The organism is Microbacterium sp. 22215, from assembly GCF_052045655.1.
In the GTDB taxonomy this organism is placed as follows: Bacteria; Actinomycetota; Actinomycetes; order Actinomycetales; family Microbacteriaceae; genus Microbacterium; species Microbacterium phyllosphaerae.
In genome coordinates this window covers 99,720-121,868 of record NZ_JBQEPC010000007.1, presented here as the reverse complement: position 1 = coordinate 121,868, position 22,149 = coordinate 99,720, and the positions used below count along the sequence as shown (strand labels likewise).

The following is a 22,149-nucleotide window of genomic DNA, read 5'->3' as shown; positions in this document are numbered from 1 at the left end:
GCTCACAGGAAGGTGCTCACCCTCATCGCCGCTCCGGCGAGGCGCTCCGATTCGCGTTCACCAGCAGCAGCACCGCGGCCGCGACCACAGCGACGGCACCGGCGACGACCGCCCACGGAACGCTCCCCCCAGCTCCGTCGGCGCCGAGCATGACGACGACCGTCAGTGACTGGGCGATCGCCTGCAACACGACGAAGCGGACCGCCGTCGCGCGCAGTGCGGCCAGCACGACCCGTGAACCGCGCGGGATCACCAGCGTCAGCGAGGTCAGGACGTGGATCGCGTGCACGACGAGCACCGCGAGCATCGCCCGGCCGAGGTCCGGCTCGGACACGAGCATCCCGATCACGATGCACGCCACCCCGCCCCACGCGGCGAAGGTCTGCGGGAAGACCGCGGCGACGACCGCCAGGATGACGGCGACCCACTGCCACCCGACGAGCGGGTTGAGCACGAACGCCCCGACCGAGACCACGGCGATCAACACGATCCGCACCGCGATCCACGAGACAGCCGGCGCGGTCTGCAGCACGTCGTTCGGCGCTCTCATCGTCTGGCCCTCGCGAGCTCGCGCAGTGCGGAGGATGGGTCGTCTGCCCATGCCACCACGTCGACGCCCGCACCGTGCAGGTCGGCGAACACGTTCTCCCTCTCCGCCAGCACCGTCCGCAGACCGATGAGCTGAGGGCGACTGAGGCGAGCACGGTCGAGCCGGGGCAGGACGTCGATCGCGACGACCCGGTGACCGCTCGCCCGCCACATCAGCGCGGTCTGCGCGGCGGCTCCCTGGAAGAACGTGGACAGGACGAGGACGACCGAGCCGTGCGGGACATGCGGGGTCCTGCGGAAGGCCGCATCGTCGCGAGCCTGCCCCGTCGCCGCTATCGCCGCCTCGAGTCGTGCGAGATGACGGGAGCCCCCACCGCTGCGCAGGGAACGCCCGCCATGCACCAGGACGTGCAGGGCGACACGGTCGCCCGCATCGATGGCGGCTCCGGCGAGCCCGCGAGCGGCCTCGCGGGCATTGTCGAGCGAGGTCACACCGCTGCGCTCGAAGTCTCCGCTCCCCCACGATGCGACGACCTCGCCGAGGTCCTCCGACGTGTCCATCGCGATCACGACGGACGCATCGCTGAGCGTGTGGGTGCGCCGCACGAGCAGATCGCCCGGTCTCCGCGCCATCCGCGCCGTCGCGCGCCAGTCGACGCGACGCAGTTCATCTCCCGGCGCGAAGGCATGGATGTCCCGGAAGTCGCCGCCCTGCCCCGGCCGCCGTCCCTCGTGCGAGCCGTGAAGACCGGTCAACCGCTTCGGCAGCGGCAGCATCCCGACCCTCCTGGGCGTCGGAGCGACCTGGCGCGCGCTTCGGACGATCGCGGACGGCACCGAGAGGACCGCCCCGTCGAGGGCGAGGCCGCGCGTAGAGACCTGCACCGGGAGTGCGGGGCCCGAATGGAGGACGCGGCTGCGTGCGAGGACCGTGGCATCGGAGCCGGGAACGATCGCACGTCGGCTCCTGCGCTCGGATTGCACGACCAAGAGCTCGACCATCTCGGCGTCGCTCTCGACCGAGATCTCGGTGTGAAGTTCGCCGTCGGTGCCGGAGCGCGCGGCGACGCTCGGCTCGGTGCGGAGACCCGAGGTTCCTCGCCCGAGGGCGAGAGCACTCCACAGCGCGACGGGAAGCCCCATGGCGACGACGTCAGGACGCGAGAAGAGGAGCCCGATCACGGCGAGCACGATCGCGCCGGCGATCGCGACGGTCAGCGCGGGGCTCCAACGACCGTGCGTCGATGGTCTCGTCATACGCGCTCCTTCACGGTCGGAGGCACAGGCACCTGGCCGACGACCGCGCGCACGACGTCGGCGGCCGATGCGCCCTGCGCCCAGGCCTGCGGCGTCAGCGTGAGGCGATGGGCGAGCACGGGTACGGCGATCCGCTTGATGTCGTCCGGGCGCACGAAGTCTCGGCCGTCCAGCGCGGCCAGGGCGCGACCGAGTAGCAACAGGCCGAGCGAGCCGCGCGGCGAGGCACCGACCTCCACGTTCGACGCCGTGCGCGTCGCACGTGCGATCTCGACGCAGTAGCGCGCTATGTCCTCATCGACATGGATGGCCTCGACGACGGCCTGGAGCTCGACCAGACGCTCCGCATCGATGACGGCGGCGACGTGCGTGGCCTCCTGGCGCCGGCTGACGCGGTTCTGCAGGATCTGAGCCTCCCCGGACACATCCGGATACCCGACGGAGAGCCTGACCATGAACCTGTCGAGCTGTGCCTCGGGGAGGGCATATGTGCCCTCGTACTCGATGGGGTTCGAGGTCGCGATCACATGGAACGGCGCGGGCAGGGGGAAGCTGTTGCCCTCGACGGTGACCTGTCGCTCGGCCATCGCCTCGAGCATCGCCGACTGCGTCTTCGGCGTCGTGCGGTTGATCTCGTCGGCCAGGAGAAGACCGGTGAAGATCGGCCCCGGCCGGAAGACGAAGTCCGAGGAGTCGGGCGTGTACACGTAGGACCCGGTGACGTCGCCCGGCAGCATGTCCGGGGTGCACTGCAGCCGACGGAAGGAGAGCCCCAGCGCCGAGGCGAGGCTGCGTGCCGCGAGCGTCTTGCCGAGGCCGGGCACGTCCTCGAAGAGCACATGTCCCCCGGCCAGGATCGAGGCGAGCGCGATCTCGAGCGGATCGTCCATCCCGACGACGACAGTGCGCACGGCGGCGAGGATTCGATCGCCGGCCTCAGCGATCTCGGTGGATGTCGTCATGTGATCTCCTGTGTCTCGGGAACAGCGGCGCGCGGCCGGTGGGTGAGGTCGGTGCATCCGGTGTCGTCGTGATCTCTGCGGACGGCCCCGGGCTGAGAGCGTCGATCGCCTCGAGCGCGCGCTCGATGTCGACGATGGTGGTCCCCGGGCCTTGCAATCGATCCCACAGGTCGGGGCCGATCAGGTCGATGACCTGCGATCGTGTCGCCGGGTCCGCCGGGTCTGCTCCTCGGTGCCGGAGGCGGTGCCGAAGAGCTTCCCGGACGCGACGTGTGATCTGCGGGCCGGCGAGCCCGGTGTGGGTGTTCAGCGCCCAGGCCAGCCGGGATATCTCCGTCGGCCTGCGGTCGGGCTCCACCGGGATGTGCGGGGCGTCGGCGCTGGGCTCGAGAGGAACCGCGAGCTGCGCGAGGAGCGAAAGCGCGCCCACGAGAAGACTCCACCCGATCACGAACGGCCAGGTGAAGCCGAACCCGGTGAGCACCAGCGCAGCGACCACCGCGGCCACGACGGCGGCGACGGTGCGCCCCCGAGTCATCGCCACACCTCTTCGATCCGGCGGAGAGCAGCACGTGCGGCGTGCCTCTCCGACTCGGTGGCAACGTGGGAGCCGAAGCGCACCCGCTCAAACAGCGTCAGCAACTCGGAGGCCTCGTCCTCGATCCCGGAGCGCCGCGTGATGATCCGGAGCGCGAACTCCGCAGGAGTCTCGCTCGGCGCACGGCTCGCCCCCGCATCCGCCGCGCTCTCTTCGAGGCCGACCCAGGCGGCGATGACGGCGTCTGTCGGCAGCGCGCGGTCGTCGATCGCCTGCAGCGCCCCGGCGATACCACGTCGGACGGCGTCGACGGCCACCTCCGGCTCGGGAACCGCGGTCACTTCGGCGACCTCGGCAGCGACCTCGGCTCCATCACGCAGCCCTGTGGGCCGGTTCCGCCAGGCCCGCAGCAGCGCCCGAGCGATGATCACGAGGAGCACGATGACGCCGGCGACCACGAGGAGCATCAGGATCGCTGCGAACGCCTGCACCACCGCCCCACTCGTGGGATCGATCTCGATCTCCTCCGGGAGCCCCGTCTCTCCGGGGATCGTCGTCGGAACCGGCTCCGACGACGCAAGCGGCGCGGGCTCGGCCGGACGGAATGTCGGGGGTCCCTGAATCGCGGCGGCGATCATCACGATGAGGAAAAGTACGGCGACGGCGCTCACGATCCCGAGCCGATGAACACCTCGACGCGCATCACGTGTCGGGCGGTCACTCGGCATGCCCACACCCTACGACTCGGTCACTCCGAGGTCGGGCGGCGACCCGCGAAAGCCGACAACCCGTCGCGCAGCGTCGCGATCTGCGCGAGATCCATGCCCACGGCCGCCATGACCTGGCGAGGAACATCCAGGGCACGCTCACGGAGCGCGCGACCGGCATCCGTGAGGGTGATGTCGAGGCGACGCTCGTCCTCCGAGCTGCGCTGCCGCGCGACCAGTCCGTCGGCCTCGAGACGCTTCACGAGCGGCGATGCGGTGGCCGGCTCGAGAGCGAGGTCGGCCGCGAGATCGTTGAGCGGGCGCGGAGCGCGCTCCCAGAGCGCGAGCATCACGAGATACTGCGGATGCGTGAGCCCGAGCGGCTCGAGGATCGGCCGATAGATGGCGACGACGTTGCGCGCCGCGGTCACCAGGGCGAAGCAGAGCTGGTTGTCCAGCTTGAGCAGGTCATCCGTAGCGGTCACGGCTCGACTATACAACGCCACTAATAGTTAGTACACTAAGCAACATGACACGCTCCGGTGATCGTCCTCCCCTTCGCTCGCGGATCCGCGAGGCAGGTGGCCTCTATTCCTGGATCAACTCGAACCTGATCCGCCTGGCCGGTCCTGCATCGGTCGGGCCCTACGAGAAGACGCCGCCGCCGACCGCCTCGGAGCGAGCGGAACGTGCCTGCCCTCTGTGCGGATCACCCATGAGCGACCACGAGATCGACCGGTCGGGTCCGAAGACGCTCGTCCACTGCCCCTGAGATCCGCGTCCGTCGCCGGCGCCTCAGCCGTCGCGTCTCGCATCCTCGCGTGCGACGTCGAGCCAGAATGCGAGATCGTCGTCAGCGGCCAACACAGCCGGCGACACATCGAGCCATCCCGTCCCCATCGTCCGCGGGCCCATCACCGCCGTCTGGACGCCCGGCCTGGTGACGAGGGCGGCGCCGTGCTCTTCGTCGACCCGCACGAGGAGCACGCCTCCGTTGCGGGCTCCGACCAGGATGTGTCCGTCGAGGAGGAACGCGCGGGTGCCGAACATCCGCTTCTCCTCCACGTCACCATCGAGGGTCAGCAGTGCGCGTACACGATCGGCGAGCTCGTCTCCTGACGCGTCCATCCTCGTCTCCTCCTGAGATCAGGCGTGCCCGGCCTTCTCCATGGCACGCAGCTCCTTCTTCATGTCCTGCACCTCATCGCGCAACCGTCCGGCGAGTTCGAACTTGAGCTCGGCGGCGGCCGCGAGCATCTGATCGGAGAGGTCCTGGATGACCGCTTCGAGCTGCTGGGCGCCCTCCGCAGCGATTCCCGTACGTCGCAGATTGGGTGTCGGCGACTTGCCCTTGCCTGTCGCACGCCCACGTCCGGACATCATCTCGGCCGTATCGGCGCCCTCTCGAGCGAGCACCTCGGTGATGTCGGCGATCCGCTTGCGCAACGGTTGCGGGTCGATGCCGTGCTCGAGGTTGTAGGCCACCTGCTTCTCTCGACGACGGTCGGTCTCCTCGATGGCCTTGGCCATCGAGTCGGTGATCTTGTCGGCGTACATGTGCACTTCACCCGACACGTTTCGCGCCGCTCGACCGATCGTCTGGATCAGCGACGTGCCGGAGCGCAGGAAGCCCTCTTTGTCGGCGTCGAGGATCGCGACCAGCGAGACCTCCGGAAGATCCAGCCCCTCGCGGAGCAGGTTGATGCCGACGAGCACGTCGTAGACACCGGCACGCAGCTCGCTGAGCAGCTCGACGCGGCGGAGCGTGTCGACATCGGAGTGGAGATAGCGCACCCGCACGCCGTGCTCTCCGAGGAAGTCGGTGAGCTCTTCGGACATCTTCTTCGTGAGCGTCGTGACGAGCACGCGCTCGTCACGCCCCACACGGACCCGGATCTCCTCGAGGAGATCGTCGATCTGCCCCTTGGAGGGCTTCACGATGATGTGCGGATCCACGAGTCCCGTCGGGCGGATGATCTGCTCGACCACACCGTCGGCGATGCCCATCTCGTACTTGCCTGGCGTCGCCGACAGATACACGGTCTGACCGATGCGGTTCTTGAACTCGTCCCAGCGGAGTGGTCGGTTGTCCATCGCGCTCGGCAGACGGAATCCATGTTCCACGAGCGTGCGCTTGCGCGACGCGTCGCCCTCGTACATCGCACCGATCTGCGGCACCGTGACGTGGGACTCGTCGATCACGAGCATGAAGTCGTCGGGGAAGAAGTCGAGCAGCGTGTGCGGCGGCTCGCCGGGCTGACGCCCGTCCATGTGCCGGGAGTAGTTCTCGATTCCCGAGCAGAAGCCCAGTTGCTGAAGCATCTCGAGGTCGAACGTGGTGCGCATCCGCAGACGCTGAGCCTCGAGAAGCTTTCCCTGACGCTCGAACTCCTTGAGACGCTCTTCGAGCTCGTGCTCGATCGTTCCGATCGAACGCTGGATGACGTCGGTGCCCGCGACGTAGTGCGAGGCGGGGAAGATCGGAACGGCATCGAGCTTCTCGATGACCTCACCGGTGAGCGGATGCAGGGTGTAGAGCGCCTCGATCTCGTCACCGAACAGCTCGATGCGGATCGCATGCTCCTCGTATACCGGGATGATCTCGATCGTGTCGCCGCGGACGCGGAAGTTGCCGCGCGAGAAGTCGACGTCGTTGCGGTTGTACTGCATCGCGATGAACTGCCGGATGAGGGCGTCTCTGTCGTACCGCTCCCCCACCTGGAGGGCGACCATGGCGCGAAGATACTCCTCCGGCGCACCGAGACCGTAGATGCACGAGACGGTGGAGACGACGATCACGTCGCGGCGACTGAGCAACGAGTTCGTCGTCGAGTGACGAAGACGCTCGACCTCGGAGTTGATCGACGAATCCTTCTCGATGAAGGTGTCCGTCTGCGGGACGTACGCCTCGGGCTGGTAGTAGTCGTAGTAGGAGACGAAGTACTCGACCGCGTTGTTGGGCATCAGCTCACGGAACTCGTTGGCGAGCTGGGCCGCGAGAGTCTTGTTGTGGGCGAGCACGAGGGTCGGACGCTGCACCTGCTCGACCAGCCAGGCGGTGGTCGCCGACTTTCCGGTACCGGTGGCGCCGAGCAGCACGATGTCAGTCTCGCCGGCGTTGATGCGCGATGCGAGTTCGGCGATCGCCTTCGGCTGGTCGCCGGCCGGCGCGTATTCGCTGATGACCTCGAAGGGACGGACACTGCGCGTGGGTTGCATACCTCCAGCGTATGCCGGGCCACCGACACCGGGGGTCGCGCGTCCGACGCTGCACCTAGAGTGGGGGCGTGATCGAGATCATCATCGGCACCAGCCTCGCGGCCTCCGCAGGTCTGAACGCCTGGATGCCGCTGTTCCTCCTCGGGCTCGCCGACCGGCTGCTGCCGGCCATGACGCTTCCCTCGGCGTGGTCCTGGCTGTCGAGCGACATCGCCCTGTGGGTCGTGGGCGTCCTGCTGCTCCTCGAGATCGTCGCCGACAAGATCCCCGCAGTCGACTCGGTGAACGACGTGATCCAGAGCATCCTGCGCCCCGCCGCCGGAGGCATCGCGTTCGGGGCGGGGTCCGGCGCCCAGACCATCGCCGTCGACGACCCCGCGACGTTCTTCACCGACAACACCTGGGTTCCCGTCGTCACAGGCATCGCGATCGCCCTGGTCGTGCACGTGGTCAAGGCCACGGCTCGCGTGGCTGCGAACACGACCACCGGCGGTCTGGCCGCACCGGTGCTCAGCAGCGTCGAAGACGGAGCGTCCTTCGCCCTCGCCGCCGCAGCGATCATCGTGCCGGTGCTGGCGGCGATGATGCTCGTCGGACTCGTCGTCGCGGTGATCGTGCTCCTGCGGCGACGCGCTCGGCGCCGTCGCGCACGGCGGGCGGATCAGTCGGTCACGGGGGTCCAGACGTAGGGAGTGGTGGTCGACACCTTCATCAGCCCTGCACGTTCGAGGATGGGTCGGGAGAACTCCGTCGAGTCGGACTGGAGATAGCGCTTGCCGCGAGCGAGCGCCGACCGCGCACGCTGCGCGGTGAGTGCGCGGTAGATCCCGCGCCCTCGCCACGACGGCAACGTCGCACCACCCCACAATCCCGCGAAGTCGGTCCCCACCACCGGCTCGAGGCGTCCCGCGCTGATCACGGCGCCGTCCGACACCGCGATCCACAACTCCACCGAATCGTCCGAACGGACGCGTTGCAGAGTCATCTCGGCCCGCGCACGCCAGTGCGGGTCCTCGAAGACCGCGCCCTGCATCTCCTCCATGGCCAGCACCTCCGCCTCGGTGCGTGCACGGCGCAGCTCCACTCCGTCAGGAACCGCGACCTCCTCGGCGAGCAATGCCGCCTCTCCGATCATGATCGACTCGGTGTCCTCGGGCACGAACCCTCGTGCGATGAGCGCATCGTGCAGCCCGGGGGCAGGGTCATGGCCACGGGTCTTCCACTCCACACTCGCGATGCCCGGAATGCCGAGGAAGTGCGCGATCGCCGCATCGACGAGCTCGGCCACCCGCACGGCATCCGCTCCGTCCAGGTTCGCGTACGACACGAACCCGCGTCCGCCGGGGAAGACCGCGAGACGGATGGGCCCCATCGATGAGACAGACAGTGCGTGAGCGGTCTCCGCATCGGTCCGAAGCTGTGCGTCGTAGGCGGCGAGGAGATTCAGGCGCATGCGCCCATCCTCGCAGTGACACCGGTCACGAGCGGTCGATCGTCGCTCAGGAGACACCGTCATCGGGTGATCCGCGCAGCTTCGCGACGGCCGAGGCCGCCGCGAGGGCGCACATCGCGAGGATCACAACGATGAACCACACCCAGTCCACCTGGCCGAACACGATGCCGAGCGCCCAGCCGAACAGGCTGGATCCCGCGTAGTAGCCGAAGTAATAGAGCGAGGATGCCTGTGCTCTGCTGTCGGGTCCTGCTGCCACCGGCGCCCACCCCGATGCCACTGCGTGCGCTCCGAAGAAGCCCCCGGTGAAGAGAAGCAGCCCGAGCAGCACGATCGGAGTGGCGTGCGCCCACATCGCGGCCGCACCCGCTGCCATCACCGCGATCGCGCCCAGCAGCACCGGGTATCGCCCGAAACGCGAGGCCAGAGAACCGGCCCAGGGCGACGAGACGGTGCCGGCGAGGTAGGCGAGGAACAGCAGTGTCACCACCCAGGCCGGAAGCGCGAAGGGCGGCTCGGCGAGGTGGAATCCGAGGTAGTTGTAGACGGCCACGAACGCGCCCATGAGCAGGAAGCCCTGGGCATACAGCGCGAGCTGACGCCCCGACCGCAGCGGCGTCAGCAGGCGCGTGAGGACGCCCGGTCCGGCGTGGTCGCGGAATCGTCCGGGCACGAAACCCTGCGCTTTCGGCGTCAGCCAGAGGAACAGCACGGCCGCCAGCGCGCACACCCCCGCGACCGTCCACATGCCCTCCCGCCATCCCGTCTGCTCGCCGACGATGCCGGACACGATCCGTCCGAGCAGCCCGCCCACCGTCGTCCCGGCGATGTAGCTCCCTGCCGCCGCGGCGGCATTCCGCGGGCTGACCTCCTCGCTCAGGTACGCCAACGCGACCGCAGGCACCGCCCCGAGCGCGACTCCCTCGAGGAGGCGGAAGCTCAACAGCATCTCCAAGCCGGAGCTGAGCGGCGCGAAGAGCCCCAGCGCGGTCGCGGTGAGCACGCCGATCGCCATCGCCTGCACGCGCCCGATACGGTCGGCCACCATCGACCACGGGATGACGGCGGCGGCGAGGCCGAGCGTCGCCGCGGACACGCTCAGAGCGGCGCTCGCCGGCGAGATGCCCATGTCGATCGACAGCCGCGGCAGCACGGCCTGGGGCGAATAGAGCTGCGCGAATGTCGCGATGCCGGCGAAGAACAGCCCGACGATGAGCCGTCGATACGCGGCTGACCCGGGTGCGTGACCGGCGAAGGTCACGACGTGCTGATCCGCTCCCAGAGAGCATCCGCCTGTGCGAGCGTCTGCTCGAGCGATCCGGACGTGTCGATGACCACGTCCGCGATGGCCAGGCGTCGCTCATCGGAGACCTGCGCGTCGATCCGCTCCTGCGCGGCCCTCTCGGGCATACCGCGCAGCTCCACCAGCCGACGTCTACGTTCCTCTAGGGGCGCGTGTGCGACGACGATCAGGTCCCAGGGGTCGTCGACCCGCGCCTCGACGAGCAGGGGCACGTCGTAGACGACCACCGCGCCGGAGTCGGCCGCCGCCTCGTCGAACCGACGCTGTGATTCGATGCGGACCGCAGGATGCACGATCGCGTTCAGCCGGGCGAGCTGCTCCGGGTGCCCGAAGACCTTCGCTCCCAGCGCTGCACGATCGAGTGACCCGTCGGCGGCGATGACCTCGGCACCGAACGTCTCGGCGATCGCGTCGAGCACCGGGGTCCCGGGAGCCTGCACGTCGCGCACGATCTGATCGGCGTCGACGATGACGGCTCCCCTCTCCGCCAGCCGTCGTGCGATGGTCGACTTCCCGGAGGCGATGCCGCCGGTGAGCGCGATGAGAGCCATGCGGCCAGTCTAGGCTTCGGCCTGGCCGGCTCAGCGCCCGAGCAGCTGCCGACGGGAGCTGATGACACCCGTGTCGAACCCTGCCAGGTGCAGTCCGCCGTGGAACCGAGCGTGCTCGATCTTCACGCAACGATCCATCACCACGGAGAGTCCCGCATCCTCGGCGAGAGCAGCCGCCTCCTCGTTCCAGGAGCCGAGCTGCAGCCACAGCGTCTGCGCGCCGACGTCGATCGCCTCCTGCGCGACACCCGGCAGATCCTCGTGCCGACGGAACACGTCGACGATGTCGGGGACCACGGGGAGGTCGGCGAGCGATGCGTAGACGGGTTGGCCGAGGATCGACGATTCACGCGGATTGACGAGGTACACGTCGTAGGCGGTGCTCGATAGCAGGTAGGTCGCGACGAAGTACGACGCGCGGGCCGGGTTGTTCGACGCGCCGACGATCGCGACGGACTTCGCGCGTCGCAGGATGCCGAAGCGCTGCTGCTGGTTCGGGCCCTGCCATGTGCGCTCAGGGTGCAGCGAGGCGGCTGTGGGCAGCGCGCACGCCACGGCATCCTGAGGCGTGGGCACGGCGCAGGCGTCGCCCGCCGCGATGTCGGTGCCGCTCATCGGTTCGCTCCCGTCGCCGTGCTGAGTGCCTGGTCGAGGTCCCAGATGATGTCGTCCGTGTCCTCGAGGCCCACCGAGATGCGGATGAGGTCCGGACGGACGCCGGCAGCCGCGAGCTGAGACTCCGTCAGCTGCCGATGCGTGGTGGATGCCGGGTGGATGACGAGTGTGCGCGCGTCACCGATGTTGGCCAGGTGCGATGCCAGCTGGAGGTTCTCGATCAGGGTCTCCCCCGCCGCGCGACCGTCGTCGGCCTTGACCCCGAAGGCGAACACCGATCCCGGTCCGAGCGGCAGGTACTTGGCGGCCCGCTCATGGTGCGGATGCCCCTCGAGCCCCGCCCAGGTCACGTACTCCACGCGAGGGTCGGACGCCAGCCAGTCCGCGACGATGCGCGCGTTGGCGAGATGTGCGTCGATGCGCTGCGGGAGCGTCTCGACACCCTGCAGGAGGTTGAAGGCGGACTGCGGGCTCAACGCGGGCCCGATGTCACGCAGCTGCTCGGTGCGGAGCTTGGTGAGGAACCCGTACGCGCCGAAGTTGTCCCACCACTTGATCCCGCCGTACGACTCGACAGGCTCGGTCATCTGCGGAAACCGCCCGTTGCCCCAGTCGAACGTGCCCTTCTCGATCACGACTCCCCCGAGGGTCGTCCCGTGACCGCCGAGGAACTTGGTCACCGAGTGGATGACGATGTCCGCGCCGTGCTCGAGCGGACGCGCGAGGTACGGGGTGGCCAGTGTCGCGTCGACGACGAGCGGCACGCCCGCAGCGTGGGCGACCTCTGCGAGACCCTCGATATCGGCGATCTCGCCGGACGGATTGCCGATCATCTCCACGTAGACGACCTTGGTCTCGGGGCGGATCGCCGCCGCGTAGTCTGCGGGGTCGGTGGAGGGGACGAACGTGGTCTCGACGCCGAAACGGCGAAGCGTCACGTCGAGCTGGGTCACCGTGCCGCCGTAGAGCTGTGCGGAGGCCACCACATGGTCACCGGCTCCGACGAGCGCGGCGAAGGTGATGAATTCCGCGCTCATGCCGGAGGCGGTGGCGACGGCGCCGATCCCGCCCTCGAGCGAGGCCAGACGCTCCTCGAGTGCGGCGACGGTGGGGTTGCCGATGCGGGAGTAGATGTTGCCGTACTTCTGCAGAGCGAAGAGGTTGCCGGCATCCGTCGCATCCTCGAAGACGAAGGACGTCGTCTGATAGATCGGCACGGCGCGCGCGCCGGTGGCTGCGTCAGGAGTGCCGCCGGCATGAAGCGCCCTCGTGCGAAATCCGAAGCGGTGTTCTTCCGTCATCATGTCCTCAGTTCAGCGTTCTCGAGCACGGCGGCGATGTCGTCGACGGCCCACGGGTTCTGCAGAGATGTCGTGTCCCCGAGGGGTGCGGGTGCGCGTCCTGCTCGTCGGTCCTGCTCGGCTTCCCAGAGCTGCGCGAGCAGTCGCCGCATGATCTTGCCGGAGCGGGTCTTGGGCAGGTCGGGCACCACGACGATGTGTTTCGGTTTGGCGACAGGTCCGATCGCCGTGGCGACCTGGCCCCGCAGCTCCGAGGTCGAGACCTCCGAGCGTCCGGATGCGGTGACGAAGGCGACGACCGCCTGGCCGGTGACCGCGTCGGCGACGCCTGCGGTTCCGGCCTCTCCGACCGTGTCGTGCGCGACGAGGGCCGATTCGATCTCGATGGTCGAGAGCCTGTGACCGGACACGTTCACGACGTCGTCGAGTCGGCCGAGGATCCAGATGTACCCGTCAGCGTCTCGGGTGGCCCCGTCACCGGCGACGTAGTATCCGCCGTACTCGCCGTGTCCGGCGTACGTCGCCCAGTACGCGTCGCGGTAGCGCTGCGGGTTGCCCCACACGGTGCGGGCCATCCCCGGCCACGGACGTCGCACGACGAGCGTGCCGGATCTTCCGGGCGCGACCTCATCGCCGTTCACATCGACCACGGTCGCGTCGATACCGGGCAGCGGCACGGATGCGGATCCGGGCTTGAGCGTCGTGACGCCGGGGAGCGGTGCGATCATCGCCGCCCCGGTCTCGGACTGCCACCAGGTGTCGACCACCGGGAGCTCGTCGCGCCCGAAGTTGCGGCGGAACCAGATCCACGCCTCGGGGTTGATCGCCTCCCCGACCGTTCCGAGCAGGCGCAACGATGACAGGTCGTGCCCCTGCGGCAGCTCGGTGCCGAACCAGGTCATGAAGGTGCGGATGAGCGTGGGCGCGGTGTAGTAGACGGTCACGTCGTAGCGCTCGATGATCTCGAGATGCCGCTCTCGGTTCGGAGAGTCCGGCGTCCCCTCGTAGATGACCTGCGTCAGTCCGTTCGAGAGCGGACCGTAGATCTCGTACGTGTGGGCCGTCACCCAGGCGAGGTCCGCCGTGCACCAGTGGACGTCGTCGGGCTTCGCGTCGAAATGGGCCCAGTGCGCCCAGCTCGCGTGCGTGAGGTAGCCGCCGGAGGTGTGGACGAGTCCCTTCGGCTTCCCGGTGGTGCCCGACGTGTAGATGATGAAGAGCGGATGCTCGGACTCGAACGCTTCTGCCACGTGCTCGGACGAGGCGGTGTCGACGATGTCGTGCCACCACACATCGCGTCCCTCGGTCCAGGGGACCTCCTGGCCGGTGCGCCGGAGCACGAGCACGTGCTCGAGGTCGGGGAGATCGGCAGCCGCGATGTCGGCCGTCGACTTGACCTCGGTGGCGGTGCCCCGACGGAACTGGCCGTCGCTCGTCACGAGCAGCTTTGCGCCGGTGTCCGCGAGCCGGAACCGCACCGCCTCGGCGGAGAACCCGCCGAACACCAGTGAGTGCACGGCTCCGACGCGCGCGCAGGCGAGGGTGATCACGACCGTCTCGATCAGCACCGGGAGGTAGATGACGACGCGGTCGCCCGGTCGGATGCCGAGTGCGATGAGCGCGTTGGCCGCACGCGAGACCCTGTCCTGGAGGTCGGAGTATGTCACGGCGATGCGGTCGCCCGGCTCGCCCTCGAAGTGCAGCGCGACCTTGTCGCCGCGCCCGGCCTCGACGTGGCGGTCGACGCAGTTGTACGCGACGTTGAGGCGTCCGCCGACGAACCAGCGCGCAGCGGGAACGGCATCTCCCGCGGGCGGTTCCCATTCGTGAGCCGTATGCCACGGCTCGGCCCAGTCGAGCCGCTCGGCCGCCTGCTCCCAGAAGAGGGTCGGGTCCGAGGCCGCCCGCGCATAGGCCTCTTCGGTCACGTTCGCCGTCGCGGCGAACCCTGCGGGCGTCGGATAGGTACGTGTCTCGTGCAGCCGGGCTTCCGTCATGATCACACCCACCGTCGGAGCAGGTACTTCTCGACCAGCACGAGAAGAGCGTTCGTGATCGTGCCGAGAAGCGCGAGCAGGACGATCGACAGGATGATCCTGTCGACGCGTCCGCTGTTCTGCGAGTCCGTGAGCAGGAACCCGAGCCCCATCGACGAGGCGATGAGCTCTGCGGCGACGAGGAACAGCCAGGCCTGCGCGAGAGCGAGTCGGAGACCTGCGACGACCGACGGCACGACAGCGGGCAGCTGCACGGTGCGGAACAGCGACCAGCCGCGCAGGCTGAACGAGCGCCCGGCCTCGACCAGGAGTGGATCGACATGGCGGAGCGCCGACGCGACCGTGGTGTAGACGGGGAAGAAGGCGCCGATCGCGATCAGAGTCACCTTCGACTCCTCACCGATCTGCATCCAGAGGATGAGCAGCGGCACCCAGGCCAGGGACGGGACCGCACGGACTGCCGAGAGCGTCGGGCTGAGCAGCACGTCGCCTATCCTCGAGAGCCCGACGATCCCCGCGATCGCGAGTCCGATCACGGATCCGATCGCGAAGCCGAGCAGCACGCGCTGCACCGAGATCGCGATGTGCGTCCAGAGCATCCCCCGCTCGGCCAGCTCGACACCGGCAGCGAAGACGGATTCCGGAGACGGCAGCAGGTAGGGCGCGACGACTCCGGTGGTCGTCACGACCTGCCACGCGATGAGGATGAGGACAGGCAGCAGGAACCCGCCGGCGATCCGCACTGCCGGACGGTCCCACGCATGCCGCGCGCCCACCTCGGGCCGCCGACGGACACCGCGAGCGGCGTCGAGCGCCTCACGCGCGTCGGCGGGGACCACCACCGTCTGGTCGGTCACTCGCCTCCGACCGCCTTCTCGGCGAAGGTGGCGTTCACGATCGAGTCGAGCGCCTTGTCGACCGAATCCTTGCCGCCCTGCACGTCACCGGAGTCGGCGAGCACGGGCGCGATCTTCTCGAGCACGGCGACCTGATCGTCACCGGGGATCCCGCTTACGTCGAGGTTCGAGCGCTCGGTGATCACGGTCTTGGCGACCTCGACGTCGATGCCGGCCACCTCGGCGAGCAGCGCCGCGGTCTCGTCCGGGTTCTCGAGAGCCCACTCGCGCGCCTGCTCGTAAGCGTCGACCACCGCCTGGGCGAGATCGGCGTGGTTCTCGATGAAGTCCTCGGTCGCGTTCAGGAACCCGTAGGTGTTGAAGTCGACGTTGCGGTAGATGAGCTGGTCACCCGACTCCACCTCGGCCGCGGCCATGATCGGGTCGAGTCCGGCCCAGGCGTCGACCGAGCCGCCGTCGAGCGCGGCGCGCCCGTCCGCGTGCTGGAGGTTCTGCACCTCGACGTCGTCGACCGAGAGACCGGCCTCCTCGAGTGACTGCAGCAGGAAGAAGTACGGGTCAGTGCCCTTCGTCGCGGCGACCGACTTGCCCTCGAGGTCCTCGACCGAGGTGATGTCGCTGTCGGGACCCACGACGATCGCCGACCATTCGGGCTGAGAGAAGATGTCGATGACCTGGATCGGAGAGCCGTTCGCGCGAGCGAGGAGCGCGGCAGAACCGGCGGTCGAGCCCACGTCGATCGAGCCGGAGCGCAGCAGCTCGTTCGCCTTGTTGGATCCGGCGGACTGCACCCAATCGACCTCGACGTCGTCGCCCAGGATGTCCTCGAGGATGCCCTGGTCGCGGATCACGAGGCTGAGAGGGTTGTACGTGGCGAAGTCGATCGACAGCGTGTCGGACGACCAGTCCCCGGTCGACGCGGCGTCGTCCTTCGAGTCCGAGGCCGTGGCGTTCTCACCGGCGACGCAGCCGGTCGCGACGAGCATCATCGTCCCGGCGACGGCGATCGCGGGGATGATTCGGCGGGTGATGGTGCTCATCGGGTCTCCTCGGTGGCGGTGCTGTGGTGGGTGTCGACGCCGAGTCCTTCAAGCAGCTCGGCGCGGAGGTCCGCGAGACCGCGATCGGCGCGGTCACGGGGTCGGATGCCGGGAACGGTGATCGTGCGCACGATGGAGGGCGCATCCGTCTCGGCGTCGCCGACGAGCGTGCGCAGCAGCAGCACGCGATCGGCCAGGTAGAGGGCCTCTTCGACGTCATGGGTGACGAGGAGGACGGTCGTGGGCTCGGCGGCGTGGATCTTCAGGAGGAGATCGTGCATCCGCAGACGGGTCAGGGCGTCGAGCGCTCCGAAGGGCTCGTCGAGCAGGAGCACACCGGGGTTGCGGGCGAGCGCCCGTGCCAGAGAGGCGCGCTGCGCCATTCCGCCAGACACTTCCCGCGGACGCTGATCTGCGGCCTGGCCGAGACCGACCAGCTCGAGCAGCTCCCGCACACGCTCACGCCCCTCGCGTCGGGCGGTGCCGCGCGGAAGCCCGAGCTCGACGTTCTGCGCGATCGTGCGCCACGGCAGGAGCCGCGGCTCCTGGAACGCGATCGCGGTGCGCTCGTCGACATCGGCGACAGCAGAGTCATCGAGCAGGATGCGGCCGCTCGTCGGCGCATCCAGTCCGCCCACCAGACGCAGGAGCGTCGACTTCCCGCATCCGGACGGCCCGACGATCGCGACGATCTCGCCGGCGGCGACGTCGACGTCGACTCCGCGGAGGACGTCTCGGCGGCCACGGGTGACGGGGAAGCTCCGCTCCACCCCGTGCAGGCGCACGGGCTGGGCGGTGCCGGCGATCGCCGGGCCGCGTGCCGTGGACGGCGCGGAGAGCAGGGAGGTCATACCCCCATGCTGTCCAACCCGCAGAAATGTGACGAATGCGGACGTAATGTTCGGTCATGCAGCCGTCGACACCTCATCGACACGGTGCGGATACGCGGAACGGGCCGCCATCCCGAAGGATGACGGCCCGTTCCAGAAAGCGTGACGCTTACGCGTTGCCGCCCGAGAGCTTCTCGCGGAGTGCCGCGAGTGCCTCGTCGTCAGCGAGCGTGCCCGCGCCTGCGGCCTCGCTCGAGAAGACCTGCCCACCGAAGTCGTCGCCAGCGGCCGCCTCGGCCTCGGCTGCCTTGGCAACCTGAGCCTTGTGGGCCTCCCAGCGAGCCTGGGCTGCAGCGTACTCCTGCTCCCATGCCTCGCGCTGGGTGTCGAAGCCTTCCTTCCACGCACCGGTCTCGGGGTCGAAGCCCTCCGGGTACTTGTACTCGCCGGCCTCGTCGTACTCGGCGAGCATGCCGTAGAGCGCCGGGTCGAACTCGGTGCCGTTGACGTCGACGGCCTCGTTCGCCTGCTTCAGCGAGAGCGAGATGCGGCGACGCTCGAGGTCGATGTCGATGACCTTGACGAAGACCTCTTCGCCGACCGACACGACCTGCTCGGCCAGCTCGACGTGCTTGCTGGAGAGCTCGGAGATGTGGACGAGGCCCTCGATGCCGTCTGCGACGCGAACGAACGCACCGAACGGAACGAGCTTGGTGACCTTACCCGGCGTGACCTGACCGATCGCGTGGGTACGGGCGAAGACCTGCCACGGGTCCTCCTGCGTCGCCTTCAGCGACAGGGAGACGCGCTCGCGGTCGAGGTCGACCTCGAGGATCTCGACGGTGACCTCCTGGCCCACCTCGACGACCTCGGAGGCATGCTCGATGTGCTTCCAGGACAGCTCGGAGACGTGCACGAGGCCGTCCACGCCGCCCAGGTCGACGAACGCACCGAAGTTGACGATCGACGACACGACACCCTTGCGGACCTGCCCCTTGTGCAGGTTGTTCAGGAACGTGGTGCGCGACTCCGACTGCGTCTGCTCGAGCAGCGCACGGCGGCTGAGCACGACGTTGTTGCGGTTCTTGTCGAGCTCGAGGATCTTGGCCTCGATCTCCTGGCCGAGGTACGGCGTGAGGTCGCGGACGCGGCGCAGCTCGATGAGCGAAGCCGGCAGGAAGCCACGGAGGCCGATGTCGACGATGAGTCCACCCTTGACGACCTCGATGACCGTACCGGTGACGACGCCGTCGTTCTCCTTGATCTTCTCGACGTCTCCCCAGGCACGCTCGTACTGAGCACGCTTCTTGGAGAGGATCAGACGGCCTTCCTTGTCCTCCTTCTGGAGAACCAGGGCCTCGACCTCGTCGCCGACCTTGACGACCTCGTTGGGGTCGACGTCGTGCTTGATCGAGAGCTCGCGCGAGGGGATGACACCCTCGGTCTTGTATCCGACATCGAGCAGGACCTCATCGCGGTCGATCTTGACGATCGTTCCTTCGATGATGTCGCCGTCGTTGAAGAACTTCAGGGTCTTCTCGACCGCGGCCAGGAAGTCCTCAGCAGATCCGATGTCGTTGATGGCGACCTGCTTGGTGGCCGGGGCGGTCGTTGCGGTAGTCATGTAGTGGGTTGTCCTTGTGAATGGAGACTCGGGCTGAAGGCTCCGGCCGCGCACGGCCGATCACGAGCTCTGCAGCGATTGATTTGGTTTCTGCCACGCAGGCATGCATAGGCACGCCACGAGTGACAGTCAAGGTTATCAGATCTCGGGGCCGCTCGAAGGATGCAATATCGCGCGATGCCCCCACGCTGACAGACTGTGGGCATGCCACGCGCCGACAAGCTCCTTCTGCTCGACACCGCCAGCCTCTACTTCCGGGCCTTCTACGGCGTTCCCGACAAGGTGACGGCTCCGGACGGCTCCCCCATCAACGCGGCGCGCGGCCTGCTCGACATCATCGCGAAGCTCATCACCCTCTACGAACCGACGCACGTGATCGCCTGCTGGGACGACGACTGGCGCCCGCAGTGGCGCGTCGACCTGATCCCGAGCTACAAGGCGCATCGTGTGGTCGAGGTCGTGGCGGCCGGGCCCGACGTCGAAGAGGTGCCCGACCCCCTCGAGGCGCAGATCCCGCTGATCCGCCAGACGCTCGGCCTCCTCGGCATCCCGATCATCGGCGTGGCCGAGCACGAGGCCGACGACGTCATCGGCACCCTCGCGACGCACGCGACCATGCCCGTCGACATCGTCACGGGCGATCGCGACCTCTTCCAGCTCGTCGACGACGAGAGGGACGTGCGCGTCGTCTACACCGCGAGGGGCATGAGCAACCTCGAGATCGTGACGGATGCCGTGGTCGTCGCCAAGTACGGCGTGCTGCCCGGCCAGTACGCCGACTTCGCCACGATGCGCGGTGATGCGTCCGACGGACTGCCCGGCGTCGCCGGGGTCGGCGAGAAGACCGCGGCGACCCTTCTGCAGACGCACGGCGATCTCGTCGGCATCCGGGCGGCCGCAGAGGCGGGTGAGGGGATGAGCGCAGGCGTACGGGCGAAGGTCCTCGCCGCAGCGGACTATCTCGACGTCGCTCCCACCGTGGTCGCCGTGGCCACGGACCTCGACATCAGCGCGCCGGCCGAACCGCTCCGCCCGCTCGATCCGGCCGAGGTCGACGCGGCGACAGCGCTCGCGGAGAAATGGAACCTCGGATCGTCGATGGCCCGTGCGGTCGCCGCCGTCGCGACGGTCGAGGACTGAGTCAGCTCGCCCAGGCGAGGAGCCGTTCGAGCCCCCACGTGGTGATGATCCGGGAGGCGGGCACGCCCGCACGCTCGGCGCGCTCGGCGCCGTGGTCGAGAAGTGACAGCTGACCCGGCGCGTGGGCGTCCGAGTCGATGGAGAAGAGGCAGCCCGCCTCCAGCGCGATCGCGATCAGCTCGTCGGGCGGATCCTGGCGCTCCGGGCGCGAGTTGATCTCGACCGCGACGCCGTTCTCGGCGCACGCCGCGAACACCGCGGCGGCGTCGAACTGCGACTCGGGACGCGTACCCCGCTCCCCCTGCACGAGCCGTCCGGTGCAATGGCCGAGCACGTTCACCCGCGGATGGGAGACGGCCGCGATCATCCGAGCCGTCATCGGCCTCGCATCCATGCGCAGTTTCGAATGGACGGATGCCACGACGATGTCGAGCTCACCGAGCAGCGAGTCCTCCTGATCGAGCGCTCCGTCTTCGAGGATGTCGACCTCGATGCCCACGAGCAGCGTGAATCCCTCGCCCGACTCCGCCCGCACCTGAGGGATCTGATCGCGCAGCCTCTCGGCGGAGAGCCCTCGGGCCACCCGGAGTCGCGGCGAGTGGTCGGTGATGGCCTGATACTCGTGACCGAGCGCACGCGCCGCCGCTGCCATGACCGCGATCGACGTCGTCCCGTCCGACCAGTCCGTGTGCGCGTGCAGATCGCCGCGCAGCGCCGAACGCAGTTCCGACACCCGCTCCGGCTCGACGTCGCCGCGGAGCTCGACGAGGTAGTCCGGAACCTCACCCGCCTGCGCCTGACGGATGACACCGAAGGTCGATTCTCCGATCCCCTTCGCGGCGCGCAGGCGCGTGGGATCGGTGCGCACATCCTCAGGCAGCTGTTCGAGTGCTGCAGCCGCCTGGCGGAACGCCTTCGCGCGATATCGCGACGCCCGCTCGCGCTCGAGCAGAGAGGCGATCTCGAGAAGAGCGGCGACGGGATCCATCACTTCGCCTGGGCTGTGGCCAGTTCTCGGCTGACGCCGATCCACTCGTCGAGCTTCGCAGCCGCACGACCGTCGTCCACCGCTGCGGCGGCGCGCTCGTATCCCTCGCGCAGCCTCTCGAGGATCGGCCGCTGCACCTGCGTCGCGTCCTGCGACAGCTCGAAGGCGACGATGCCGGCCGCTGCGTTGAGGAGCACGATGTCTCGCACCGCCCCCTTCTCGCCGGCGAGCGTCCTGCGGAGCACGTCCGCATTGTGATCGGGCGTGCCGCCGATCAGATCGGCGAGGTCGGCGATCGGGATTCCGAGGTCACGGGGATCGAGGTCGTGCTCGTGGATGTCACCGCGGGTGACCTCCCAGATGCGACTGTGGCCGGTCGTCGTGAGCTCGTCCAGACCGTCATCGCCGCGGAAGACGAGCGCGGTCGCCCCGCGCGTGCGGAAGACGCCAGTGATGAGGGGCACGCGTTCCAGCTGCGCCACCCCCACCGCGTTGGCCTCGGCGCGAGCGGGGTTGCAGAGCGGCCCGAGCATGTTGAAGACGGTGGGGACGCCGAGCTCCGCGCGAACGGCACCCGCGTGCTTGAAGCCGGGGTGGAAGGCGCCGGCCCACGCGAAGGTGATCCCGGTGCGGTCGAGGATCGACGACACCGCCGCGGGATCGAGCGTGAGCTCGAGGCCGAGCGCGCTCAGGACGTCGGACGATCCGGAGGCCGAACTCGCCGCCCTGTTGCCGTGCTTGACGACGGGGACGCCGGTGGCGCCGATGATCACGGCCGCCGTGGTCGACACGTTCACGGTTCCGATGCGGTCGCCTCCCGTGCCGACGATGTCGAGCACGTTCGGGGATACCGGCAGCGGTACGGCGGCCTCGAGGATGGCGTCGCGGAATCCGACGATCTCGTCGATCGTCTCTCCCTTGGCCCGCAGCGCGACGAGGAAGCCCGCGAGCTGCGCCTCCGTCACATCGCCCCGCATGATCTGACGCATCGCCCAGGTGGACTCCCAGACGCTGAGGTCGCGGCGCTCCAGGAGAGTGGTGAGCACGTCGGACCAGGTCAGGGAATCAGCCATGTGTGCGATCCTATCGGCGTCGGGAAAACGTGCAGAGTCTTCGTCGAGATCGCCACCGCCCGCGGCATCCCCCGTTTCCCGCGGATTCACCGAGGATTCGCAGTGTTTTCTTAGGGTCGCCTAAGTCGCATGACAGCGAATTGGA

Annotated in this window: 23 protein-coding genes; 3 read left to right on the top strand and 20 right to left on the bottom strand. The window is 68.6% G+C overall.

What is annotated here, in order from left to right; translation table 11 throughout:
* Positions 1-22 precede the first annotated feature (22 nt).
* From ACTJKH_RS12865 to ACTJKH_RS12840, 6 genes are all read right to left on the bottom strand, one after another.
* Positions 23-550: a hypothetical protein gene (locus tag ACTJKH_RS12865; RefSeq protein WP_440737250.1), complete on the bottom strand. Its 528-nt coding sequence runs from the start codon at positions 548-550 to the stop codon at positions 23-25.
* Complete coding sequence (locus tag ACTJKH_RS12860) at positions 547-1,806, bottom strand: DUF58 domain-containing protein (RefSeq protein WP_440737249.1); 1,260 nt, start codon at positions 1,804-1,806, stop codon at positions 547-549. The genes ACTJKH_RS12865 and ACTJKH_RS12860 overlap by 4 nt, the downstream gene beginning before the upstream one ends.
* A complete protein-coding gene (locus ACTJKH_RS12855; protein ID WP_440737248.1) occupies positions 1,803-2,768 on the bottom strand; it encodes an AAA family ATPase in 966 nt (321 codons plus the stop codon). The genes ACTJKH_RS12860 and ACTJKH_RS12855 overlap by 4 nt, the downstream gene beginning before the upstream one ends.
* Entirely contained in the window at positions 2,743-3,306 is a 564-nt protein-coding gene (locus ACTJKH_RS12850) for a hypothetical protein (RefSeq protein ID WP_440737247.1), read from the bottom strand. Before ACTJKH_RS12850 ends, ACTJKH_RS12855 begins: the two co-directional genes overlap by 26 nt.
* The gene (locus ACTJKH_RS12845; RefSeq protein WP_440737246.1) at positions 3,303-3,977 is read right to left on the bottom strand and encodes a DUF4129 domain-containing protein; all 675 of its coding nucleotides are present in this window, start codon (positions 3,975-3,977) and stop codon (positions 3,303-3,305) included. Before ACTJKH_RS12845 ends, ACTJKH_RS12850 begins: the two co-directional genes overlap by 4 nt.
* Positions 3,978-4,054: 77 nt before the next feature.
* Entirely contained in the window at positions 4,055-4,498 is a 444-nt protein-coding gene (locus ACTJKH_RS12840) for a MarR family winged helix-turn-helix transcriptional regulator (protein WP_210098283.1), read from the bottom strand.
* Positions 4,499-4,542: 44 nt separating this feature from the next.
* Here ACTJKH_RS12840 and ACTJKH_RS12835 point away from each other — a divergent pair, with 44 nt between their 5' ends.
* Positions 4,543-4,785 carry a hypothetical protein gene (locus tag ACTJKH_RS12835; protein ID WP_210098284.1) on the top strand — a complete coding sequence of 81 codons (243 nt, stop codon included), beginning with the start codon at positions 4,543-4,545 and terminating at the stop codon, positions 4,783-4,785.
* Positions 4,786-4,808: 23 nt separating this feature from the next.
* On the opposite strand, the gene ACTJKH_RS12830 is transcribed toward ACTJKH_RS12835, so the two are convergent.
* Together ACTJKH_RS12830 and uvrB are read right to left on the bottom strand one after the other, a co-directional pair.
* Positions 4,809-5,141, bottom strand: coding sequence for a TfoX/Sxy family protein (locus ACTJKH_RS12830; protein WP_210098285.1), 333 nt, complete (start codon positions 5,139-5,141; stop codon positions 4,809-4,811).
* Positions 5,142-5,159: 18 nt separating this feature from the next.
* A complete protein-coding gene (gene uvrB, locus ACTJKH_RS12825; protein ID WP_440737245.1) occupies positions 5,160-7,232 on the bottom strand; it encodes an excinuclease ABC subunit UvrB in 2,073 nt (690 codons plus the stop codon).
* Positions 7,233-7,300: 68 nt separating this feature from the next.
* Here uvrB and ACTJKH_RS12820 point away from each other — a divergent pair, with 68 nt between their 5' ends.
* Complete coding sequence (locus ACTJKH_RS12820; protein ID WP_440737244.1) at positions 7,301-7,921, top strand: DUF4126 domain-containing protein; 621 nt, start codon at positions 7,301-7,303, stop codon at positions 7,919-7,921.
* Here ACTJKH_RS12820 and ACTJKH_RS12815 read toward each other — a convergent pair.
* The 10 genes from ACTJKH_RS12815 to rpsA all read right to left on the bottom strand — a co-directional run bounded on the left by ACTJKH_RS12815 (position 7,894) and on the right by rpsA (position 18,803).
* Complete coding sequence (locus ACTJKH_RS12815) at positions 7,894-8,685, bottom strand: GNAT family N-acetyltransferase (RefSeq protein WP_440737243.1); 792 nt, start codon at positions 8,683-8,685, stop codon at positions 7,894-7,896. The genes ACTJKH_RS12820 and ACTJKH_RS12815 overlap by 28 nt on opposite strands.
* Positions 8,686-8,731: 46 nt before the next feature.
* A complete protein-coding gene (locus ACTJKH_RS12810; RefSeq protein ID WP_440737242.1) occupies positions 8,732-9,946 on the bottom strand; it encodes an MFS transporter in 1,215 nt (404 codons plus the stop codon).
* A complete protein-coding gene (gene coaE, locus ACTJKH_RS12805) occupies positions 9,943-10,539 on the bottom strand; it encodes a dephospho-CoA kinase (protein WP_440737241.1) in 597 nt (198 codons plus the stop codon). The genes ACTJKH_RS12810 and coaE overlap by 4 nt, the downstream gene beginning before the upstream one ends.
* A gap of 30 nt (positions 10,540-10,569) precedes the next feature.
* Positions 10,570-11,154, bottom strand: a complete 585-nt coding sequence (locus ACTJKH_RS12800) for a CoA-binding protein (RefSeq protein WP_440737240.1) — start codon at positions 11,152-11,154, stop codon at positions 10,570-10,572.
* On the bottom strand, positions 11,151-12,455 hold the full coding sequence (locus tag ACTJKH_RS12795; RefSeq protein ID WP_440737297.1) for an O-acetylhomoserine aminocarboxypropyltransferase/cysteine synthase family protein: 1,305 nt from the start codon (positions 12,453-12,455) through the stop codon (positions 11,151-11,153). The genes ACTJKH_RS12800 and ACTJKH_RS12795 overlap by 4 nt, the downstream gene beginning before the upstream one ends.
* The gene (acs, locus tag ACTJKH_RS12790; protein ID WP_440737239.1) at positions 12,455-14,452 is read right to left on the bottom strand and encodes an acetate--CoA ligase; all 1,998 of its coding nucleotides are present in this window, start codon (positions 14,450-14,452) and stop codon (positions 12,455-12,457) included. The genes ACTJKH_RS12795 and acs overlap by 1 nt, the downstream gene beginning before the upstream one ends.
* Before the next feature lie 2 nt (positions 14,453-14,454).
* Positions 14,455-15,309 (bottom strand): ABC transporter permease, encoded by an 855-nt coding sequence (locus ACTJKH_RS12785; protein WP_440737238.1) that lies wholly within the window; start codon positions 15,307-15,309, stop codon positions 14,455-14,457.
* A complete protein-coding gene (locus tag ACTJKH_RS12780; RefSeq protein WP_440737237.1) occupies positions 15,306-16,349 on the bottom strand; it encodes an aliphatic sulfonate ABC transporter substrate-binding protein in 1,044 nt (347 codons plus the stop codon). The genes ACTJKH_RS12785 and ACTJKH_RS12780 overlap by 4 nt, the downstream gene beginning before the upstream one ends.
* Positions 16,346-17,200, bottom strand: coding sequence for an ABC transporter ATP-binding protein (locus ACTJKH_RS12775; protein WP_210098296.1), 855 nt, complete (start codon positions 17,198-17,200; stop codon positions 16,346-16,348). Before ACTJKH_RS12775 ends, ACTJKH_RS12780 begins: the two co-directional genes overlap by 4 nt.
* 148 nt (positions 17,201-17,348) lie before the next feature.
* Complete coding sequence (gene rpsA, locus ACTJKH_RS12770; protein WP_053096692.1) at positions 17,349-18,803, bottom strand: 30S ribosomal protein S1; 1,455 nt, start codon at positions 18,801-18,803, stop codon at positions 17,349-17,351.
* A 204-nt stretch (positions 18,804-19,007) separates the two neighbouring features.
* Here rpsA and ACTJKH_RS12765 point away from each other — a divergent pair, with 204 nt between their 5' ends.
* Entirely contained in the window at positions 19,008-19,943 is a 936-nt protein-coding gene (locus ACTJKH_RS12765) for a 5'-3' exonuclease (protein WP_440737236.1), read from the top strand.
* A 1-nt stretch (position 19,944) separates the two neighbouring features.
* Here the strand turns inward: ACTJKH_RS12765 and ACTJKH_RS12760 are convergent, their stop codons facing one another.
* Positions 19,945-20,931: a PHP domain-containing protein gene (locus ACTJKH_RS12760; RefSeq protein ID WP_440737235.1), complete on the bottom strand. Its 987-nt coding sequence runs from the start codon at positions 20,929-20,931 to the stop codon at positions 19,945-19,947.
* The gene (trpD, locus tag ACTJKH_RS12755; protein WP_440737234.1) at positions 20,931-22,004 is read right to left on the bottom strand and encodes an anthranilate phosphoribosyltransferase; all 1,074 of its coding nucleotides are present in this window, start codon (positions 22,002-22,004) and stop codon (positions 20,931-20,933) included. Before trpD ends, ACTJKH_RS12760 begins: the two co-directional genes overlap by 1 nt.
* Positions 22,005-22,149 lie beyond the last annotated feature (145 nt).

Excerpts from the sequence above, each read along its gene's own strand:
- ACTJKH_RS12800 (WP_440737240.1), bottom strand. The coding sequence starts at position 11,154 with ATGAGCGGCACCGACATCGCGGCGGGCGACGCCTGCGCCGTGCCCACG.
- ACTJKH_RS12795 (WP_440737297.1), bottom strand. The coding sequence starts at position 12,455 with ATGACGGAAGAACACCGCTTCGGATTTCGCACGAGGGCGCTTCATGCC.
- ACTJKH_RS12765 (WP_440737236.1), top strand. The coding sequence starts at position 19,008 with ATGCCACGCGCCGACAAGCTCCTTCTGCTCGACACCGCCAGCCTCTAC.
- ACTJKH_RS12860 (WP_440737249.1), bottom strand. The coding sequence starts at position 1,806 with ATGACGAGACCATCGACGCACGGTCGTTGGAGCCCCGCGCTGACCGTC.
- ACTJKH_RS12865 (WP_440737250.1), bottom strand. The coding sequence starts at position 550 with ATGAGAGCGCCGAACGACGTGCTGCAGACCGCGCCGGCTGTCTCGTGG.
- ACTJKH_RS12855 (WP_440737248.1), bottom strand. The coding sequence starts at position 2,768 with ATGACGACATCCACCGAGATCGCTGAGGCCGGCGATCGAATCCTCGCC.
- coaE (WP_440737241.1), bottom strand. The coding sequence starts at position 10,539 with ATGGCTCTCATCGCGCTCACCGGCGGCATCGCCTCCGGGAAGTCGACC.
- acs (WP_440737239.1), bottom strand. The coding sequence starts at position 14,452 with ATGACGGAAGCCCGGCTGCACGAGACACGTACCTATCCGACGCCCGCA.
- ACTJKH_RS12835 (WP_210098284.1), top strand. The coding sequence starts at position 4,543 with ATGACACGCTCCGGTGATCGTCCTCCCCTTCGCTCGCGGATCCGCGAG.
- ACTJKH_RS12830 (WP_210098285.1), bottom strand. The coding sequence starts at position 5,141 with ATGGACGCGTCAGGAGACGAGCTCGCCGATCGTGTACGCGCACTGCTG.
- ACTJKH_RS12775 (WP_210098296.1), bottom strand. The coding sequence starts at position 17,200 with ATGACCTCCCTGCTCTCCGCGCCGTCCACGGCACGCGGCCCGGCGATC.
- ACTJKH_RS12815 (WP_440737243.1), bottom strand. The coding sequence starts at position 8,685 with ATGCGCCTGAATCTCCTCGCCGCCTACGACGCACAGCTTCGGACCGAT.
- uvrB (WP_440737245.1), bottom strand. The coding sequence starts at position 7,232 with ATGCAACCCACGCGCAGTGTCCGTCCCTTCGAGGTCATCAGCGAATAC.
- ACTJKH_RS12780 (WP_440737237.1), bottom strand. The coding sequence starts at position 16,349 with ATGAGCACCATCACCCGCCGAATCATCCCCGCGATCGCCGTCGCCGGG.
- trpD (WP_440737234.1), bottom strand. The coding sequence starts at position 22,004 with ATGGCTGATTCCCTGACCTGGTCCGACGTGCTCACCACTCTCCTGGAG.
- ACTJKH_RS12760 (WP_440737235.1), bottom strand. The coding sequence starts at position 20,931 with ATGGATCCCGTCGCCGCTCTTCTCGAGATCGCCTCTCTGCTCGAGCGC.
- ACTJKH_RS12850 (WP_440737247.1), bottom strand. The coding sequence starts at position 3,306 with ATGACTCGGGGGCGCACCGTCGCCGCCGTCGTGGCCGCGGTGGTCGCT.
- rpsA (WP_053096692.1), bottom strand. The coding sequence starts at position 18,803 with ATGACTACCGCAACGACCGCCCCGGCCACCAAGCAGGTCGCCATCAAC.